The organism is Rhizobium laguerreae (assembly GCF_002008165.1).
GTDB lineage: Bacteria > Pseudomonadota > Alphaproteobacteria > Rhizobiales > Rhizobiaceae > Rhizobium > Rhizobium laguerreae.
Genome location: NZ_MRDM01000031.1, coordinates 81608 through 98357, shown reverse-complemented (window position 1 = coordinate 98357; position 16750 = coordinate 81608). Strand labels below are relative to the sequence as shown.

The 16750-nt window shown below is 62.0% G+C and carries 13 protein-coding genes; 5 read left to right on the top strand and 8 right to left on the bottom strand.

The features are described from left to right. Positions 1-59: 59 nt before the first annotated feature. The 6 genes from BS630_RS33030 to bcoG form a co-directional block, all read right to left on the bottom strand. Positions 60-1649: an ABC transporter substrate-binding protein gene (locus BS630_RS33030; protein ID WP_077980830.1), complete on the bottom strand. Its 1590-nt coding sequence runs from the start codon at positions 1647-1649 to the stop codon at positions 60-62. A 118-nt stretch (positions 1650-1767) separates the two neighbouring features. Next, a complete protein-coding gene (locus BS630_RS33025) occupies positions 1768-2550 on the bottom strand; it encodes a carnitinyl-CoA dehydratase (protein ID WP_077980829.1) in 783 nt (260 codons plus the stop codon). 6 nt (positions 2551-2556) lie between these two features. Further along, entirely contained in the window at positions 2557-4611 is a 2055-nt protein-coding gene (locus BS630_RS33020) for an acetate--CoA ligase family protein (protein WP_077980828.1), read from the bottom strand. Between the two features lie 4 nt (positions 4612-4615). Then, entirely contained in the window at positions 4616-5776 is a 1161-nt protein-coding gene (locus BS630_RS33015; protein ID WP_077980827.1) for an acyl-CoA dehydrogenase family protein, read from the bottom strand. 10 nt (positions 5777-5786) lie between these two features. Continuing rightward, positions 5787-7277 (bottom strand): carnitine 3-dehydrogenase, encoded by a 1491-nt coding sequence (locus BS630_RS33010; protein WP_077980826.1) that lies wholly within the window; start codon positions 7275-7277, stop codon positions 5787-5789. A gap of 7 nt (positions 7278-7284) precedes the next feature. Further along, positions 7285-8187: a 3-dehydrocarnitine:acetyl-CoA trimethylamine transferase BcoG gene (gene bcoG, locus BS630_RS33005; RefSeq protein WP_077980825.1), complete on the bottom strand. Its 903-nt coding sequence runs from the start codon at positions 8185-8187 to the stop codon at positions 7285-7287. Positions 8188-8227: 40 nt separating this feature from the next. Between bcoG and BS630_RS33000 the strand changes: the two genes are divergently transcribed. Further along, complete coding sequence (locus tag BS630_RS33000) at positions 8228-9286, top strand: GlxA family transcriptional regulator (protein ID WP_077980824.1); 1059 nt, start codon at positions 8228-8230, stop codon at positions 9284-9286. On the opposite strand, the gene BS630_RS32995 is transcribed toward BS630_RS33000, so the two are convergent. Further along, positions 9261-10136 carry a LysR substrate-binding domain-containing protein gene (locus BS630_RS32995; protein WP_025398309.1) on the bottom strand — a complete coding sequence of 292 codons (876 nt, stop codon included), beginning with the start codon at positions 10134-10136 and terminating at the stop codon, positions 9261-9263. The genes BS630_RS33000 and BS630_RS32995 overlap by 26 nt on opposite strands. Before the next feature lie 113 nt (positions 10137-10249). On the opposite strand from BS630_RS32995, the gene BS630_RS32990 reads away from it, so the two are divergent. After that, positions 10250-11155, top strand: a complete 906-nt coding sequence (locus BS630_RS32990) for a DMT family transporter (protein ID WP_077980967.1) — start codon at positions 10250-10252, stop codon at positions 11153-11155. Between the two features lie 318 nt (positions 11156-11473). Further along, the gene (gene fdhA / locus BS630_RS32985; RefSeq protein ID WP_020047878.1) at positions 11474-12664 is read left to right on the top strand and encodes a formaldehyde dehydrogenase, glutathione-independent; all 1191 of its coding nucleotides are present in this window, start codon (positions 11474-11476) and stop codon (positions 12662-12664) included. Between the two features lie 89 nt (positions 12665-12753). Here fdhA and BS630_RS32980 read toward each other — a convergent pair whose 3' ends face one another. After that, on the bottom strand, positions 12754-13560 hold the full coding sequence (locus tag BS630_RS32980; protein WP_077980823.1) for an ABC transporter substrate-binding protein: 807 nt from the start codon (positions 13558-13560) through the stop codon (positions 12754-12756). Between the two features lie 103 nt (positions 13561-13663). Here BS630_RS32980 and BS630_RS32975 point away from each other — a divergent pair, with 103 nt between their 5' ends. Together BS630_RS32975 and BS630_RS32970 are read left to right on the top strand one after the other, a co-directional pair. Then, complete coding sequence (locus BS630_RS32975) at positions 13664-16057, top strand: putative bifunctional diguanylate cyclase/phosphodiesterase (RefSeq protein ID WP_077980822.1); 2394 nt, start codon at positions 13664-13666, stop codon at positions 16055-16057. A gap of 80 nt (positions 16058-16137) precedes the next feature. Beyond that, the gene (locus BS630_RS32970) at positions 16138-16722 is read left to right on the top strand and encodes a cysteine hydrolase family protein (RefSeq protein ID WP_077980966.1); all 585 of its coding nucleotides are present in this window, start codon (positions 16138-16140) and stop codon (positions 16720-16722) included. Positions 16723-16750: the final 28 nt, after the last annotated feature.

Genomic DNA, 16750 nt, shown 5'->3' with positions numbered 1-16750 from the left:
GTTTTCATCCCACGGTCCAGGCTTCGTTGGAGATCGGAGGGGCAAACGCCCCCATGCCCTCAGGCGTCCAGCCAGACGCGGGTCGCGACGTAACCGTTCGACATGTCGTTGCCGATGTCATGGACATAACCCTTCACCTGCTTGGTGGAGGCGTTCACGAAATCGTTGAACATCGGCAGGATTACCCCACCTTCGTCGCGCACCGTCATCGCCATGGTGCGATACATGTCCTTGCGCTTGGCTTCATCAAGTTCGGAGCGGGCCTCCAGCAGCAGCTTGTCGAAGTCAGGACGCTTGAACTTGGTGTCGTTCCAGTCCGCCGTCGAGAGATAGGCGGTGGAATACATCTGGTCCTGGGTCGGACGGCCACCCCAGTAGGAGGTCGAGAAGGGCTGGACGTTCCAGACATTGGTCCAGTAGCCGTCGCCCGGTTCGCGCTTGACCTCGATCTCGATGCCGGCCTTCTTGCAGCTCTCCTGGTAGAGGACGGCTGCATCGACACCGCCGGGGAAGGCGACCTCGGAGGTGCGCAGAAGCACCGAACCGCTATGGCCCGACTTCTTGTAGTGGAAGGCAGCCTTGTCAGGATCGTAAACGCGCTGCTCGATGCCCTCCGGAAACAGTGCATAGGTGCTATTGATCGGGAAGTCGTTGCCGACCTTGCCGTAACCGCCGAGGATCTTCTCGACCATGGTCTCGCGGTCCATGGCGTATTTCAGGGCGAGGCGCAGGTCGTTGTTGTCGAACGGCGCCTTGTCGCAATGCATGATGAAGACGTAGTGGCCGCGGCCGGCGGTCGAGAGAATCTCGACGTTCGGGGCGCGCTTCAGGAGGTTGACGGTCTTCGGGTCGACGCGGTTGATATAGTGCACCTGGCCGGACGACAGGGCCGCGATGCGGGCGGTCGCATCATTCATGCCGATGATTTCGATCGAATCGACATAGCCTCGGTCGGTACGCCAGTCGTCCTTGTTCTTTTCGAAGGTGGCGCGGACGCCGGGCTCGAAGCTCGTCATCTTGTAGGGGCCGGTGCCGATCGAGGCGAGAGGATCGTCGACGCCGCCGTTCGGCTGGATAACCAGATGGTAGTCCGACAGCAGCAGCGGCATGTCGGCATTGCCTTCGCTGAGCGTCAGCACGAGATTGCCGCCGTCGGCCTTGATCTCCTTGATCGAGCCGAGAACACCCAGCGCACCGGATTCCGACTTCGCATCGGTGTGACGTTTCAGCGTCGCAACGACGTCGTCGATCGTCAGTTCCTTGCCATCGTGGAACTTGACGCCCTTGCGGATCTTGAAGGTCCAGGTGACAGCATCCTTCGAGGGCTCCCAGGATTCGGCGAGTGAGGGCACGGCGGCACCCGTCAGCGGATCGGATTCGACCAGCATGTCGCCCCAGCAGCGGCCGATGCAGAACATGACCTGCGACAGGAACTTCGCCGGGTCCTTCGAATCGGTGGCTGCACCGCCTTCGAGGCCGAGCTTCAGGTGGCCGCCGCGCTTCGGTTCGGCGGCTTCGGCACTTTCGGTGAAGAGCTTGTCGGCGACGGCAAGTGTGATGCCGGCCGCCATGGCGCGTCCCATGAATTCGCGGCGGCTGAGCCCGCCGGCGGTGACACGGCTTGCGAGATATTTGGTGTAGTCGTTCATTCCCCTGTTCCTTCTTTATGGTGCGTTGACAGAACTTCCGGGCTGGTCCGCAGGCGGTTTCCTCTCCCCCTCCGGTGCCCGCATCATGCGGGAAAACAGTGCGGTTGCTGCCGCCTGGTTATTTTCCTTTCCAAATGGGGCTTCGCTTCTCGGCGAAAGCCCGTGCGCCTTCCAATTGGTCCTCGCTCGCATAGAGCCTGTCGACCGTCGCAAACTGCCGCTTGGTGATCTTGTTCATGGCAGTCTGGAACGTCGAACCCTCCGCCTCGCGGACGATTTCCTTGATGGCCGCATAAACGAGCGTCGGACCGCTCGCGAGCAGCCGGGCAAGCTCCCAGGCTCTTTCCATCAGCCGATCGGCCGGTAGGATCTCGTTGACGAAACCCCAGCGATGCGCCTCGTGAACGTCGAGCCAGCGTCCCGTCAAAAGCATGTCCATGGCTATGTGATAGGGGATGCGTTTCGGCAGCTTGATCGAGGCCGCATCGGCAACCGTGCCGGAGCGGATTTCCGGCAGAGCGAAACTCGCATGCTCGGCGGCAATGATCAGGTCGGTCGATAGCGCGATCTCCAGTCCACCGCCGCAACAGATGCCGTTCACCGCACAAATGACCGGCTTGTTGAGGTCGCGCAGTTCCTGCAGCCCGCCGAAGCCGCCGACGCCATAATCTCCGTAGACCGCATCGCCTGATGCCGCAGCCTTGAGATCCCATCCGGCACAGAAAAACTTCTCGCCGGCGCCTGTCACGATGGCGACGCGCAGCGTTGGATCGTCGCGGAAATCTTGGAAGATCAACCCCAGGGCACGGCTGGTCACAAGGTCGATGGCATTCGCCTTCGGCCGGTCGATGACGACTTCGAGCACTCCGTCGTTAAGTCGTGTGCGAATGGGATCGCTCAACCTATGCTACCTCCTCCGCCGTATCAGAGCATCGACTGCAATAACGCCATGCCCTTCGGGAAGAACCATCAATGGATTAATGTCCAGTTCCTCCAGGCATGCCGCATTCTTTACGACATAATCTGACGCTGCTGCGATAGCGGCAACCGCGGCGTCGAGATCGCCTTTCGGCCGCCCGCGATAGCCATAGATCAATTTCGCCAGCTTGAGGCGTGAAATCGCCGCGTGAATGTCGGTTTTCGTCGCCGGAAGTGGCAAGATGACGGAATCCTCAAGCAATTCAACAAAGATTCCTCCCGCTCCAAGCGTGAGCGACAATCCGAAGACAGGGTCGCGGATGGCGCCGACAATGAGCTCGGCGACCGGCGGATCGATCATCTTCTCGACCAGATAACCGGCATTCGGCGGCATGGCCGCCGCCGCATTCGACACTGCCTTAATATCCTCCAGGTTGAGCACAACGGCCCCGGCCTCGGTCTTGTGGGCAATGCCGAGCGCTTTCAGCACGACGGGAAAACCGAGCCGCTCGGCCTGCTCAGCCGCTTGCCCGGGAGAGGAGGCCAACAGCCCCTTTGGAACCGGAAGGTCGAAGGCGGCAAGCTCAGCCTTGGCATCGGCCTCCGTCAGCGTCTCGATCTCGCCATCGATAGAGGACACGTCGAGCAGCGGCAGGGGAGGCGGGCGATTCCACGCCTGGCCGATGCCGGCGGCGACGTCCGCAGCCGTGATAGCTTCGTCGATACCGCAGAAGGCAATGATGCCATTTGCCATCATCCGCTCGGCGATAGGCTCCGGCATGTTTTCCGGAAGGGTCGCCAGAAGGCCGGCCAGCGCACCGCTTGCGGCGGCAGCCGCAATCACCGCGTCTGCCGTCATCGCCCATTCGGACGCATCGCAGCGGTCACCGCGCGGAAAATCGAGGACGACGAGATTAAGCGCATAGCCGCCCTCGAACATGGCGCTGAAGGCTTCGGTCTGGCGTGCGAGATCGCCCCAGACGAAGGTGTGGTAATCGAGCGGATTGGACAGCGTCACCATCTCGCCCAGAACGCGCCGCAGCCGTGGCAATTGTTTTGGCTGCAGCGCGGGAAATTCCACGTTGCGACCGACGGCGGCATCCGCCATCAGCGAGGCTTCGCCTCCGGAACAGCTCATCGACGAGATCGAATGGCTTGCGAGAGGCCCGGCGACATGCAGCAGCTTCAGGGTTTCGAGCAGTGCCGGCAAGGTCCGGACACGGCCGAGGCCGAGGCGGGCGAGCACGGCATCGGCGACGGCATCGCTGCCGGCAAGCGAGGCGGTGTGCGACACCGCCGCGCGTTTTGCCTGCTCGGACCTGCCGACCTTCAGCACGACGACCGGCTTTTTCGACCGCCGGGCAAGGGCGGCCAGGCGTTCGAGTGCCGAGAGATCCCCGAAGCCTTCGACATGAAGGCCGAGTGCCGTGACGCGCGGATCGTCGATCAGTGAGCAGGCGACATCGGCAAGCGATGTCTGCGCCTGATTGCCTGCGGTGACCACATAGGCGATCGGCAGGCCGCGGGTCTGCATGGTCAGGTTGATGGCGATATTGGAGGACTGCGTGAGGATCGCAACGCCGCGTTCGATGCGCTGCATGCCATGCTGGTCAGGCCAGAGCAACGCACCGTCGAGACCGTTGATAAAGCCGTAGCAATTCGGCCCGAGGATCGGCATGTCGCCCGCCGCCTGCAAAAGGGCCTGCTGCAGCTCGGCGCCGTCGCCGAGTTCATCCGTCGCCTCGCTGAAGCCCGATGAATAACAGACCGCCCCGCCGGCACCGGCCTCAGAAAGGCTGCGGACGATCTCGACGGTCAGAGTCCTATTGACGCCGACGAAGGCGGCGTCTGGCGCCGAGGGCAGATCGGATACGCAGCGGTAGCAGGGCCGCCCGAGCACTTCGTCGAGTTTGGGATGAACGGGCCAGATCTCGCCGGCAAAGCCCATGCGGTCGCACTGCTCGATCACCCTGCGCGCCACACGGCCGCCGAAGACGGCGATCGTTTGCGGTCTGAGCAGGCGGTCGAGCGAGCTAGATATCATCGGCTCACGCTCCCAAAGGTCGAAGCAGATCGCGGCTGATGATATGCCGCTGGATTTCGGAGGTGCCGTCCCAGATACGCTCGACGCGCGCATCGCGCCAGAAGCGGGCGAGCGGCAGGTCGTCCATCAGGCCCATGCCGCCGAAGATCTGAATCGCTTCATCGGTGACGCGGGCCAGCATTTCGGATGAGTAGAGTTTGGCCGAGGCGATCTGCCGGTCTGCGGGGCGGCCGGCATCGACCTGCCAGGCGGCGGCAAGGGTCAGCCAGTCGGCCGCATCGATCTCGGTGATCATGTCGGCAAGCTTGAACGACACGCCCTGATTGGCGCCGATCGGCTTGCCGAACTGCTTGCGCTCTGCGGCATAGGGCAGCGTCATGTCGAAGACGCGCCGCGCCCGCCCGACGCAGGTGGCGGCCACCGTCAACCGCGTGCCGTAGAGCCATTGATTGGCGATATCGAAGCCGCGATGCACCTCGCCCAGCACTTGGGCTTCGGGAATCCGGCAATCGTCGAAGCTGAGCGTTGAGTTGTGGTAGCCGCGATGCGAAACGGAATCGTAGCCCTTGAGGATCTCGAAACCCGGCGTGCCGCGATCCACCAGGAAGGCGGTGATCTTCTTCTTGATACCTTTCGGCGTTTCCTCCTCGCCCGTCGCGGCAAAGACAATGACGAAATCGGCGACATCGGCATGCGAGATGAAATGTTTCGTGCCGTTGAGGACGAAATCGCTGCCGTCGCGGCGGGCGGCGCATTTCATGCCGCGCATATCGGAACCGGCGTCCGGCTCGGTGATGGCAAGCGCATCGATCTTCTCGCCGCGCACCGCAGGCAGGAGATAGCGCTCGCGCTGCTCGCCCTCGCAGGCCATCAGGATGCCGGAGGGCCGGCCGAAGAAAACCGTCAGCCCGAGGGAACCGCGCCCGAGCTCCCGCTCGACCAGCGTGAAGGTGACATGGTCGAGGCCGGCGCCGCCGACTTCTTCCGGGAAATTGCAGGCGTAGAAGCCAAGATCGACGCATTTGCGCCGGATCTCGACTCCGAGCTCCGGCGGGACGATGCCGCTGCGCTCGACCTCGTTTTCATGCGGATAGATTTCGGTCTCGACGAAGGCGCGGACCGTCTCGACGATCATTTCCTGTTCTTCGCTCAGTCCGAAATCCATGCCGATCCTCCTACCGCCTCTGGCCGACGTGACGGCCGGCGCCTTCGGGCGCTGCCAACTCCGCATGGGCTCTGGCGATCGCCTTCGCCTTGTCGATGATATCAGCCGGCGCCGGCACGGCCTTGCCGGCCTTACTGTCGACATGCAGCAACATGTGCTCGGCCGTGGCAAGCGCCTCGCCCGTCGCCGTATCATGAAGCGTGTGGAAGACGTGCAGCCGCTTCTCGTCGACATCAAGGACCTGGCAGGTCGAATGGATCGCCTGGCCGAGCTTCGCCTCGCCGAGATGACGGATGTGGGTTTCCACCGTGTAATAGCTCTGCCCCGCCTCGACATAGGCGAGATCGACGCCGATCAGGCGCAGCAGCGCATCTGAGGTATCGCCAAAAACCTGCAGGTAGCGGTGTTCGGTCATATGGCCGTTATAGTCGACCCAGGCAGGGCTGACCTTCGTCTCGACGAGCTTCAACGGCTTCGACGGGTCGAAAGAGGTGGTCGCTCTGCCGCCTGCTGCCCAGAGCGATTGCTCGAAGTCCTTCAGCAGCTTGCCGGCGCCCCAGCCCCTGCCGCCATCGCCGCCCTTCAGGGCCTGCAGGATGCCGACAAGGTTTTCGTCGCGGATGCGTTCGAGTTCACGGATCGACAGGCCAGCCGCCTGTTCGTCGGATTGCCGGCCGATCTTTTCGATCAGTGCATCGTCGAGATCGACGACATCGGTAAGCTTGGTCCAGGGCCAGGCAAGGCAGGGGCCGAACTGGGCGAGGAAGTGGCGCATGCCGGCCTCGCCGCCGGCGATGCGGTAGGTCTGGAACAGACCCATCTGCGCCCAGCGCAGGCCGAAGGAGTAGCGGATGACGTCATCAAGCGTCTCGACGGTGCAAATATCGTCGTGGATCAGCCACAGGGCCTCGCGCCAGAGCGCTTCGAGCAGCCGGTCGCCGACAAAGGCCTCGATCTCCTTGGCGATGTGGACGCCCTTCATGCCGATCGGAGCCAGTCTTACCATCGCCGCCCGGATGGTCGCCGCCGAGGTCTTTTCGCCGCCAACGATTTCGACGAGCGGCAGCAGATAGACGGGATTATAGGGGTGAGCGACGAAGAGGCGCTGGGGATGCTTCATGTCGCGCTGCAGATCGGTCGGCAGCAGGCCTGACGTGGAAGAGCCGATCAGGGCGTCCGGCCGCGCCACAGCATCGATCTCAGTCAGCACACCGCGCTTGAGGTCGAGCCTTTCCGGCACGCTTTCCTGAATCCAGTCGGCGCCGGCGACGGCCTCCTCGAGCGTCGTGCAGAAGGTCAGCCTGCCGCGGGGCGGCAGGGGTGCTCCGGTCAGCATGGCATAGGCTTTTTCAGCGTTGGCGAGCACTTCGCCGACGATGCGGCTCGCTTCCGGATGCGGATCGAACACGTTCACGTCGATGCCGGCCAGCAGAAAACGCGCGATCCATCCGCCGCCGATGACGCCGCCGCCGATACAAGCCGCCTTGTTGATCCCAGTCATGCCGTCCTCAGCGCTTCGTCAGTTTGAGTTTCTTGCGAACGTCTTCCGGACCGATGATCCGCGCACCCATGCCTTCGACCACCTGCACGGCCTTTTCGACGAGGTCGGCATTGGTGGCGAGCTGGCCCTTGCCGACAAAGAGGTTGTCCTCCAGGCCGACGCGCACGTTGCCGCCGGCGAGAACGGCCGCCGCCGGATAGGCCATGGCGTTGCGGCCAATCGAAAAGGCCGAGAAGGTCCAACTCGCGGGCACGTTATTGACCATCGCCATGAAAGTGTTGAGATCGTCGGGCGCGCCCCACGGAATGCCCATGCAGAGCTGGATCAGCACCGGGTCTTCGATCAGGCCTTCCTCGGCAAGCTGCTTGGCAAACCAGAGATGGCCGGTATCGAAGGCCTCGATCTCGGGGCGCACGCCGAGATCCGTCATCTTCTTCGCCATCGCCCGCAGCATGGCCGGCGTGTTGGTCATGACATAGTCGCCGAGATTGAAGTTCATCGTGCCGCAGTCGAGCGTGCAGATTTCAGGCAGGCATTCGGCGACATGGCTGACGCGCTCGGTAGCGCCCGCCATATCCGTTCCCTTTGGATTGAGGGGAAGCGGCTTTTCGACATCCCCGAAGATCAGGTCCCCGCCCATGCCGGCAGTGAGATTGAGGACGACGTCGATATCGGCCGAGCGGATGCGGTCGGTGACTTCCCTGTAGAGGTCGTTGCGGCGGCTGGCGGCACCCGTTTCCGGGTCGCGGACATGACAGTGAACGACCGCAGCACCAGCCTTTGCCGCGTCGATGGCGGAATCGGCGATCTGCTTGGGAGTGATCGGCACGTGATTGGATCTGGAAACCGTATCGCCGGCACCGGTAACGGCGCAGGTGATAAAGACATCGCGGTTCATCGCAAGAGGCATGTTTTTGGTCTCCCTCGTCTTGTCCCCATTACGCGACAGGATGGACGGCGATGCGTTGCAATTTCGGAAGCAATCCATACATTATCGGAACTCAAGGGAGGTGATCTTGCTGCAGCGATCGACGGAACGGCTCGATATCGACCTTCTCGTCCTGCCGGATGCGAACCTGATCCTGATCGCCTCGGTCATCGAGCCGTTGCGCGGCGCCAACCGCATTTCCGGCAGCGAGCTCTATCGCTGGCGGCTGCTGACGCCGGACGGAGCGCCGGTCCTGACCACCAGCAATATCGCCGTGCCCGCGCGAGGCGCTTTCAAGGCGACGACCGAGGATGCGCCGCTGTTTGTGCTGGCCAGTTACAACTGGCGGCGCAGCGCGACCCCGGCGCTGAAGATGCAGCTCTCCCAGGCTGCCCGCTATCGCACGGTGATTGCCGGCATCGAGTCCGGCACATGGCTGCTGGCCGAAGCCAGCCTGCTCGACGGGTTGCAGGCCACCGTCCACTGGGAAGACTATGAGGATTTTGCGCTGACCTATCCTGAGGTACAGGCCGTCAAGGATCGCTTCGTCATCGACGGCAAGCGCCTGACGACCTCGGGTTCGCTTCCGACCGTCGACCTGATGCTGGAGGTGATCCGGCAACGGCAAGGCTATTCGCTGGCGCTCGAGGTCAGCCGGCTATTCCGTTACGAGCAGCCGTCCTTCCATACCGATGAGCCTCTTTCCGCAGCCTCGGCCGGACTGCGCATGCACGATCCCCGTGTTGCGCAAGCGGTGCGACTAATGGAGGAGCATATCGAGCAGCCTCTGATTCTCACGCGGCTCGCCCGCAGGGTGGGCATCAGCGCCCGGCATCTGCAGGATCTCTTCCAGCAGAGTATCGGCGCGCCGCCGCATGTGCATTATCTCGCGCTGCGCTTGAATGCGGCCCGCCGCAAGGTGATCGAGACGACGGCCTCCTTCGCCGACATCGCGGCGGCGACCGGCTTCAACTCGGCCTCAGCCTTTGCGAGAAGCTATAGGGCGAATTTTTCGGAGAGCCCGTCCGAGACCCGCCGCCGCTTGCGCCGCCGCATCACGTCATCGCAGGTGCTGGGATAGGCTGGAACGCGTCCCGTATCATTTCAGCTAGTTCCCGGACGGCTTCGCTGGAACGATAGGTGCTTCGGCGCAGCACGACCTTGGAGGAATCGACCGGCGGGAAACCATCTTCGGCGGTGAGTTCCCGGCAGCCGGGCGGGATGTTGCTGCGGGAAAGCGTGGTGACGGCAAGACCGGCGATGACGGCATTCTTCAACCCGGAGCCCGTATCGGCGATAAACGCGATCCGGTAGTTGCGGCCGGTCTGCTCCAGCGACCGGAGCGCAAAATCGCGGCACCAGGTGGAATTGCGATAGATCGCAATCGGCAGGGGATCGATATCGTGCAGCCGATGGACCATCGATGTGACCCAGACCGTGGGATCAATGCAGATGACCTCGCCTTTGGTCTCGTCGCTCCAGTCAAAAACGACGGCCAGATCGAGCTCGTCCCGCTCGAGGGCGGCCAGGTTGCGGACCGTGTAGTCGCAGGACACAGTGACCTCGACGGCCGGGTGGCGGACGGCGAAAGCCGCAAGGGCCGCCGGCAGCACCGTCTGGCTGTATTCCTCGGGAATTCCGATGCGTACCGGTCCATCCAGCGGCTTGCTGCGAATCGTCGCAGCCGCCTCGTTCAAGAGGTCGATGATCCTGCGGGCGTAGGGCACGAGTTGGATGCCCGGGCGCGTGAGCAGCACGCCGCGGGCGCCGCGATCGAAAAGCGTTTCGCCGATCGTCTGCTCGAGCCTCTTAATCTGGGTGCTGACGGCCGACTGCGTCCGCCCGATGCGCTGCGCGGCGGCGGAGAAATTGGATGTCTCGGCAACGACCAGGAAGGTTCTCAGCAGGTCGCTCTCAATCGGCTCGTGCATCGGAATAGCCATAGAAAAAATCGATGGTAGTCATCTCTACTATTCGTTTGTCCGATGTCAATTCCTGGTGCAAAAAGGAGCCGCGTTCGACTTCCTTCTTTGAGAATATCTGCGTGACCATTGAAAATCCGTCCAGACGCCTCGCAGGCAGCGAGCACGAGAAGGGTGTGCTTCTCATCATTGCCGCGACGCTTGCCTGGAGCGCGAGCGGCGTCTATTCGCGGCTCCTGACGACCGACGTATGGACGGCGATCGCCTGGCGGTCGTTGTTCGGCGGCCTGTTTCTGCTGATCCCCTGCTTTTTCCTCGAAGGGGGCATGTCACGGCAGCAATGGCGATCCGTCTTCCATCCGTCCGGTCTTGCTATGATCGCATGCCAGACCTTCAGTCAGGTATGCTTCATCGGGGCGCTCTACATGACCACCGTCGCCAATGTGACGATGATCTATGCGACCGCGCCTTTCATCGCAGCGTTGCTCGGCTGGGTCATCCTCCGGGAGAGGGTCTCCAGGCGGACGCTGATTGCAGGCGGCATCTCGCTCCTCGGCGTTGCGGTCATCGTCGCCTCGTCGATCGGCGGCGGTACCGGTTGGGGCGACCTGCTGGCGCTCGGCATGACGGCGTCCTTCGCGCTCGTCATCATCATTCCGCGCGTTAGTCCTGATGTGCCGAGCCTGCCGCCGACCGTGGTCAGCGCCTTCCTGACGCTGGTTATCTTTGCTCCGTTCGGTTCGGTCGGCTCGCTCGACCTCCACAACTGGATCGTCCTTGCTGCTTTCGGCGCGACCAATTTCTCTCTCGCGCTGGTGCTCTTCCTTGCCGGGGCGAAGCGAATGCCGCCGGCGGAGGCGGCGCTGATCGGCACGATGGAAATCGTGCTCACACCCTTCTGGGTCTGGTTGTTGTTTTCCGAGCAGCCGCCCGTTGCCACCTTTTTCGGCGGTGCGATCATCCTTGGAGCCGTGCTCTGGCACACAGCCATCGACGTCAACCGCAGCCGCCGGCCGCATCGCGCGTAAAGCCTTTAGGCGGCGATCAAATCTTCCCGGACGATCCGGAAAACCGCCGTATTCGCGGGATCAATTATTTCCGCTACGCAGCGCTATTGCGACTTTGCCGACTGTCGTCTTTGGGTTGCGCCCATGTCGCTTTCTTGATCGCTGTTTTCCGTCAGGCATGGTTTGTTTGTGGTGTTCAAGGCGCTATCTCGCAAACTGGCGAAATGAACCAATATCCTGTGTTGTGGACACCGGGCTGCGGAGGAGGCAGTCCAGAGGGAAGTTGCCATCGACTGCATCGGTTGCAGATCGAGGCATTCAAACAAGTGGGAGGAATCCATGAGCAAAAATAGAGGCGTCGTTTATCTCCGGCCGGGCAAGGTCGAAGTCCGCGACATCGACGATCCGAAGCTGGAAGCGCCCGACGGCCGCCGCATTGAACACGGCGTCATCCTGAAGGTGATATCGACCAATATCTGCGGCTCCGATCAGCACATGGTCCGCGGCCGCACGACGGCGATGCCGGGCCTGGTCCTCGGTCATGAAATCACCGGCGAGATTATCGAGAAAGGCATCGACGTCGAGATGCTCGACATCGGCGATATCGTCTCGGTGCCCTTCAATGTCGCCTGCGGCCGTTGCCGCTGCTGCAAGTCTCAGGATACCGGTGTCTGCCTGACGGTAAACCCGGCCCGCGCCGGCGGTGCTTACGGTTATGTCGACATGGGGGGCTGGATCGGCGGACAGGCACGCTACGTCACCATTCCCTACGCAGATTTCAACCTGCTGAAAATCCCTGATCGGGACAAGGCGATGGCGAAGATCCGCGATCTCACCATGCTCTCCGACATTCTGCCCACCGGCTTCCATGGCGCAGTGCGTGCAGGCGTTGGGGTCGGCTCGACCGTCTATGTCGCCGGCGCCGGCCCGGTCGGCCTTGCGGCTGCGGCTTCAGCTCGCATTCTCGGCGCTGCAGTCGTGATGATCGGTGATTTCAACAAGGACCGCCTGGCGCATGCGGCGAAGGTTGGTTTCGAACCGATCGACCTGTCGAAGAGCGACCGTCTTGGCGACATGATCGCGCAGGTCGTTGGAACCAACGAGGTGGACAGCGCCATCGATGCGGTCGGCTTCGAGGCACGCGGCCACTCGGGCGGGGAACAGCCGGCGATCGTGCTCAATCAGATGATGGAGATTACCCGCGCGGCGGGTTCGATCGGCATTCCCGGCCTTTACGTGACCGAGGATCCGGGCGCCGTCGACAACGCCGCCAAACACGGCAATCTTTCGCTCCGTTTCGGCCTCGGATGGGCCAAGGCGCAGTCCTTCCACACAGGCCAGACTCCGGTGATCAAATATAATCGTCAGCTCATGCAGGCGATCCTCCACGACCGGCTGCCAATTGCCGATATCGTCAACGCCAAGGTCATCCCGCTCGACGATGCCGCCAATGGATATGAGAGCTTCGACCAGGGAGCGGCGACAAAATATGTCCTCGATCCGCACGGAGAGGTGGCGAAAGCCGCATAGCGATTACGACCGAGGAATTTTAGCTGACAGGGATGGCCGGCGGAAAGCCGGCCATCCCGCATTTGTCACATGACAATTTGAATGGCGAACTACTGGATGCTGAACGGGAAATATTTTGCGTTGATCATATCGTAGGTCCCGTCGGCCTTGATGCTCTTCAGCGCTTCGTTCAGGCGCGTCAGACGCTCCTTGTCATCCAGGCGGAGCGCGATCCCGGCACCTTCGCCGAAGTATATGACGTCGACCAGATCCGGCCCTTTGAACTCGCAACAGGTTCCCGCCTTGGTGTTGGCGATCCAGTCGTAGATGGCGAGTTTGTCCTCCAGGATGATATCGACGCTGCCGTCCGACAACCCCTTGTACAATTCAGGCGAAGACCGGAAGACCTTCTTTTTCATTTCCGGATAGACATGGTTGGCGTAGGATTCCTGCGCCGTCGACGACGTCACCCCGAGGATCTTGCCGTTGAGGCCAGCAGGGCTGACATCGCTGAACGGCGAATCCTTCCGAGCGATGAACACGGAGGGGCTGTTGTAGTATTTCTCCGTGAAGGCAACCTTTTGACGCCGCTCGAGGCTCATCGACATGGACGAGATGATCGCGTCGTATTTATCGGCGACGAGATTGGGAATTATGTCGTCCCACTTCTCGATGATGAACTGGCATTCGAACTTGCCGACCTCGCAGAGCGCATTGGCGATATCGATGTCGAATCCCTGAAGCTTGTTGTTGGCATCGAGGTAGTTGAAGGGCGGAAACGCACCTTCGACGGCAACTCTCATGGGCGTGCGATCTTGCGCGGCCACCTCAAGAGGCGAGGTCGCGGCCAGTAGGATACCCATCCCGCCCGCCATCAGCGCTCCGCGCAGTATAGTCTGAATGGATATGCGCAACATCGTCGGGTGCTCCTTGAGCGTATTCGATCTCGCCCATAGTGCGCCGCAGCCTTTAATTCTACGTGAACGCTTCTTTGTTAGCGTCGACGAATGCGCCCATGTCGTGGTGTTCAGGGGTCTACGCTTGCACATCGTTGTTCCTTCCAGCTCCAACACGTTTCAGCAATCCTGGATCGCTTCGGGAAGAATTCTGTTTCTGATTGCCGTCAGCGGGCTTGGAGCGATCGGACTTGTCGTGCTTTCGGCGCTCTGGGCAGGAACCGAGAGCGACGCTGCCGCCCTCGATCGACAGCGCCAGCTTGTGAATGCCCGCCTGCGGGAACAGGTCGATCAAGTCGCACATGTTATCGGGCAGTTCGGCAATGGTTACCTCGCACGTGTTTATCCTGCCGCCCTGGCGACCGAAGGCTCCTCCAGCCTCGATGCCGTTTTGACGGCGGCAGCCGGGAGTGCGATCAGCCAGACGGCGATGTCTGCCTTCGGCTACGATCAGGCCTTTGTCGTCGATGACAAGGCTCAACTGCTCATGCTGGCGGACGCTCAAACGGAGAAGCGATACCGCTGGATGAAGCCTCTCTTTTTGCCTCTCCTTAAGGATGCCCGTCTTGGGGTCAGGCGAAGCACGGCTTTGAACGAACGAACGCCGTCCTCAATGGAAGCCCGCCTTGCCAACGCCGCGCGTTCCAACCGTGCTTTGGCCAACCTGATGCGGCTGGAGGGCCGGCCGACGATCGTGGGCGCCGTCGCCATCAACGAGGTTGCCGGGGGACAGCAGCAGCCGATGCGGCAATTCCTGATCGTCGTGCGTTTTATCGATGGTGCGGCGTTGGATGAATTGAGCCGGGAACAGGGCCTTAACGGCGCCCGCTTCGCGCGCACGGCCGATGCAGACGAAAACGAGGTTGCGTTCCAGATCGACGCCACGGCAAACGGCGAACCGATCGGCTTCATCGTATGGCGGCCCGATCTTCCAGGTTCGAGGGTGATCGGCCGATTGATGCCGGCGCTTTCAGTTGCCGCCTTGGTGATCGCGATCCTGTTCTCGGTCTTGCTGGTGCGCCTGCGAAGCAGTCTCGGCGAGTTGAGGAAAAGCGAGCTGCATGCAAGGCAGCTTGCCTTGCATGATGTGCTCACGGATCTGCCCAACCGAGCCTTGTTCGCCATGAGGTTCGACGAGTGCCTGGCCGAGACGCAGAATTCGACCGAGCGCTCGGCCGTCGCGCTCCTCGACCTCGACCGCTTCAAAGCCGTGAACGACACGTTCGGCCACGCCGCCGGCGATGAACTCATCAGGATGGCTGCGGAACGGATCCGCTCCCAGCTTCGCCCGGGCGACACGCTGGCCCGGCTCGGAGGCGACGAGTTCGCCCTGCTTCTCCGGGATATCAAGGATCATGACTACGTTTTGCCGGCAATCTGCGAAGCAATCGTTGCCGAACTTGGCAAGCCCTTCCCGCTTTTGAGCGGCGAGGCAGTCGCGCGTGTCGGCGGCTCGATCGGCGTGACCGTCGTCCCGGATGCCGGGCGGAATGCCGATGACATCATGCGCTACGCCGACGTCGCGCTGTACGAGGCAAAGATGGGGGGCAGAGGCCAGTGGCGTCTCTATTCACCGTCCATGGACGGCGGCAGGAATGCGCGCGACATTCTCAAGAACGAATTGCGGGAAGTTCTGGCCAAAGGCACCGCCTCAGACGCTGACGGTCCGCACTCCGACCCGATCGTAAACAGGCCGGACTTCGGATCGCTCGAGGTCTATTACCAAACGGTCCATCGCGCTGAGGCAGGATATGCGGCGTCGGGCGCGGAGGCTCTGGTGCGTTGGCGTCACAGCCAGCGCGGACTATTGACGCCTGCCAGCTTCATCCCCGTCGCCGAGGAAGGCGGCCTCATCGACGCTCTCGGTTTCTGGGTCTTGCGCGAAGCCTGCAGAGCCGCCTGCAAATGGCCGGAAGACACGTTTGTTGCGGTCAACGTGTCGCCTGCCCAGTTGAGAAGACCGAATTTCGCTGAGGAAGTCTTCGCCGTGCTTGAGGAGAGCGGCCTGCCGCCGTCCCGGCTCGAGCTCGAGCTTACCGAGTCCTCGCTCATCGAGGACAACTCGGACGTTTATACGGTGCTGAAGTCGCTGCGCAGCCGGGGCGTTCAGGTTTCGCTCGACGATTTCGGAACCGGCTTTTCATGCCTCAGCCATCTGGTGCGCTTCGATATCGACCGCATCAAGATCGATCGATCCTTCGTCTCACAGCTCGGTATGAAAGCCAACGGGGCGGCAATCATCGGCGCCATCGTCGCGCTCAGCCGCAACCTCGGTATTTCGACGACCGCCGAAGGGGTCGAAACCGAATATCAACGCGACTTTCTGGCCGCCCTCGGCTGCACCGACCTCCAAGGCTACTTCTTCTCCAAACCTGTTCCTCTGCACGAACTTGACTGTTTCCGGAATGCTGAGAGCACCGCCGAATTGCTGACGATTACTCCAGGCGCCGTCGCGTAAGAGGCTCTGATCTTCCACTGGCCAGGGGAACTTTCGACCCGTGCGACAGTTGACGCCCCGAAGACCGGATGGAGGATCTGATGGGCGAGCTCGGCGAGTGGCGGCACCTTTGCGTCGACATGCAGCGGATGTTTGCCGAAGACACGCCGTGGCACGTCCCCTGGATGGCGCGGGTCTCTCCGCAGATCGAAGAGCTGGCCGGACGGCACCCATCGCGAACGATCTTTACCCGCTTCCTGCCACCAGAGCGTGCGGACGATATGCCGGGGAAATGGCGGGATTATTACCGGAAATGGTGGATGATGACGGGCGAACACCTTCCGCGCGGCTTGAGCGATCTGGCGTCATCGCTGGCGGCGTTGGTTCCGCCGGCAAGGTATTTCGACAAACGCACCTATTCCCCTTGGATCGACGGTCGCCTGCACGCGATTCTTCAATCCGAGCGGGTCGATACGCTGGTCGTAACCGGCGGGGAAACCGACGTCTGCGTGCTTGCCACGACGCTCGGCGCCATCGATCTCGGCTATCGTGTCATCGTGCTCAAGGACGCCGTCTGCAGCGGCGCCGACGATACGCATGACGCGTCACTGGAACTTCTGCACGATCGGTTTTCCGTGCAGCTCGAACTCATCGAAACCGAAGAGTTTTTGAGGGGCGTTGGTTAAAGCATGTCGCGCAAAACTGTGCGGCGGT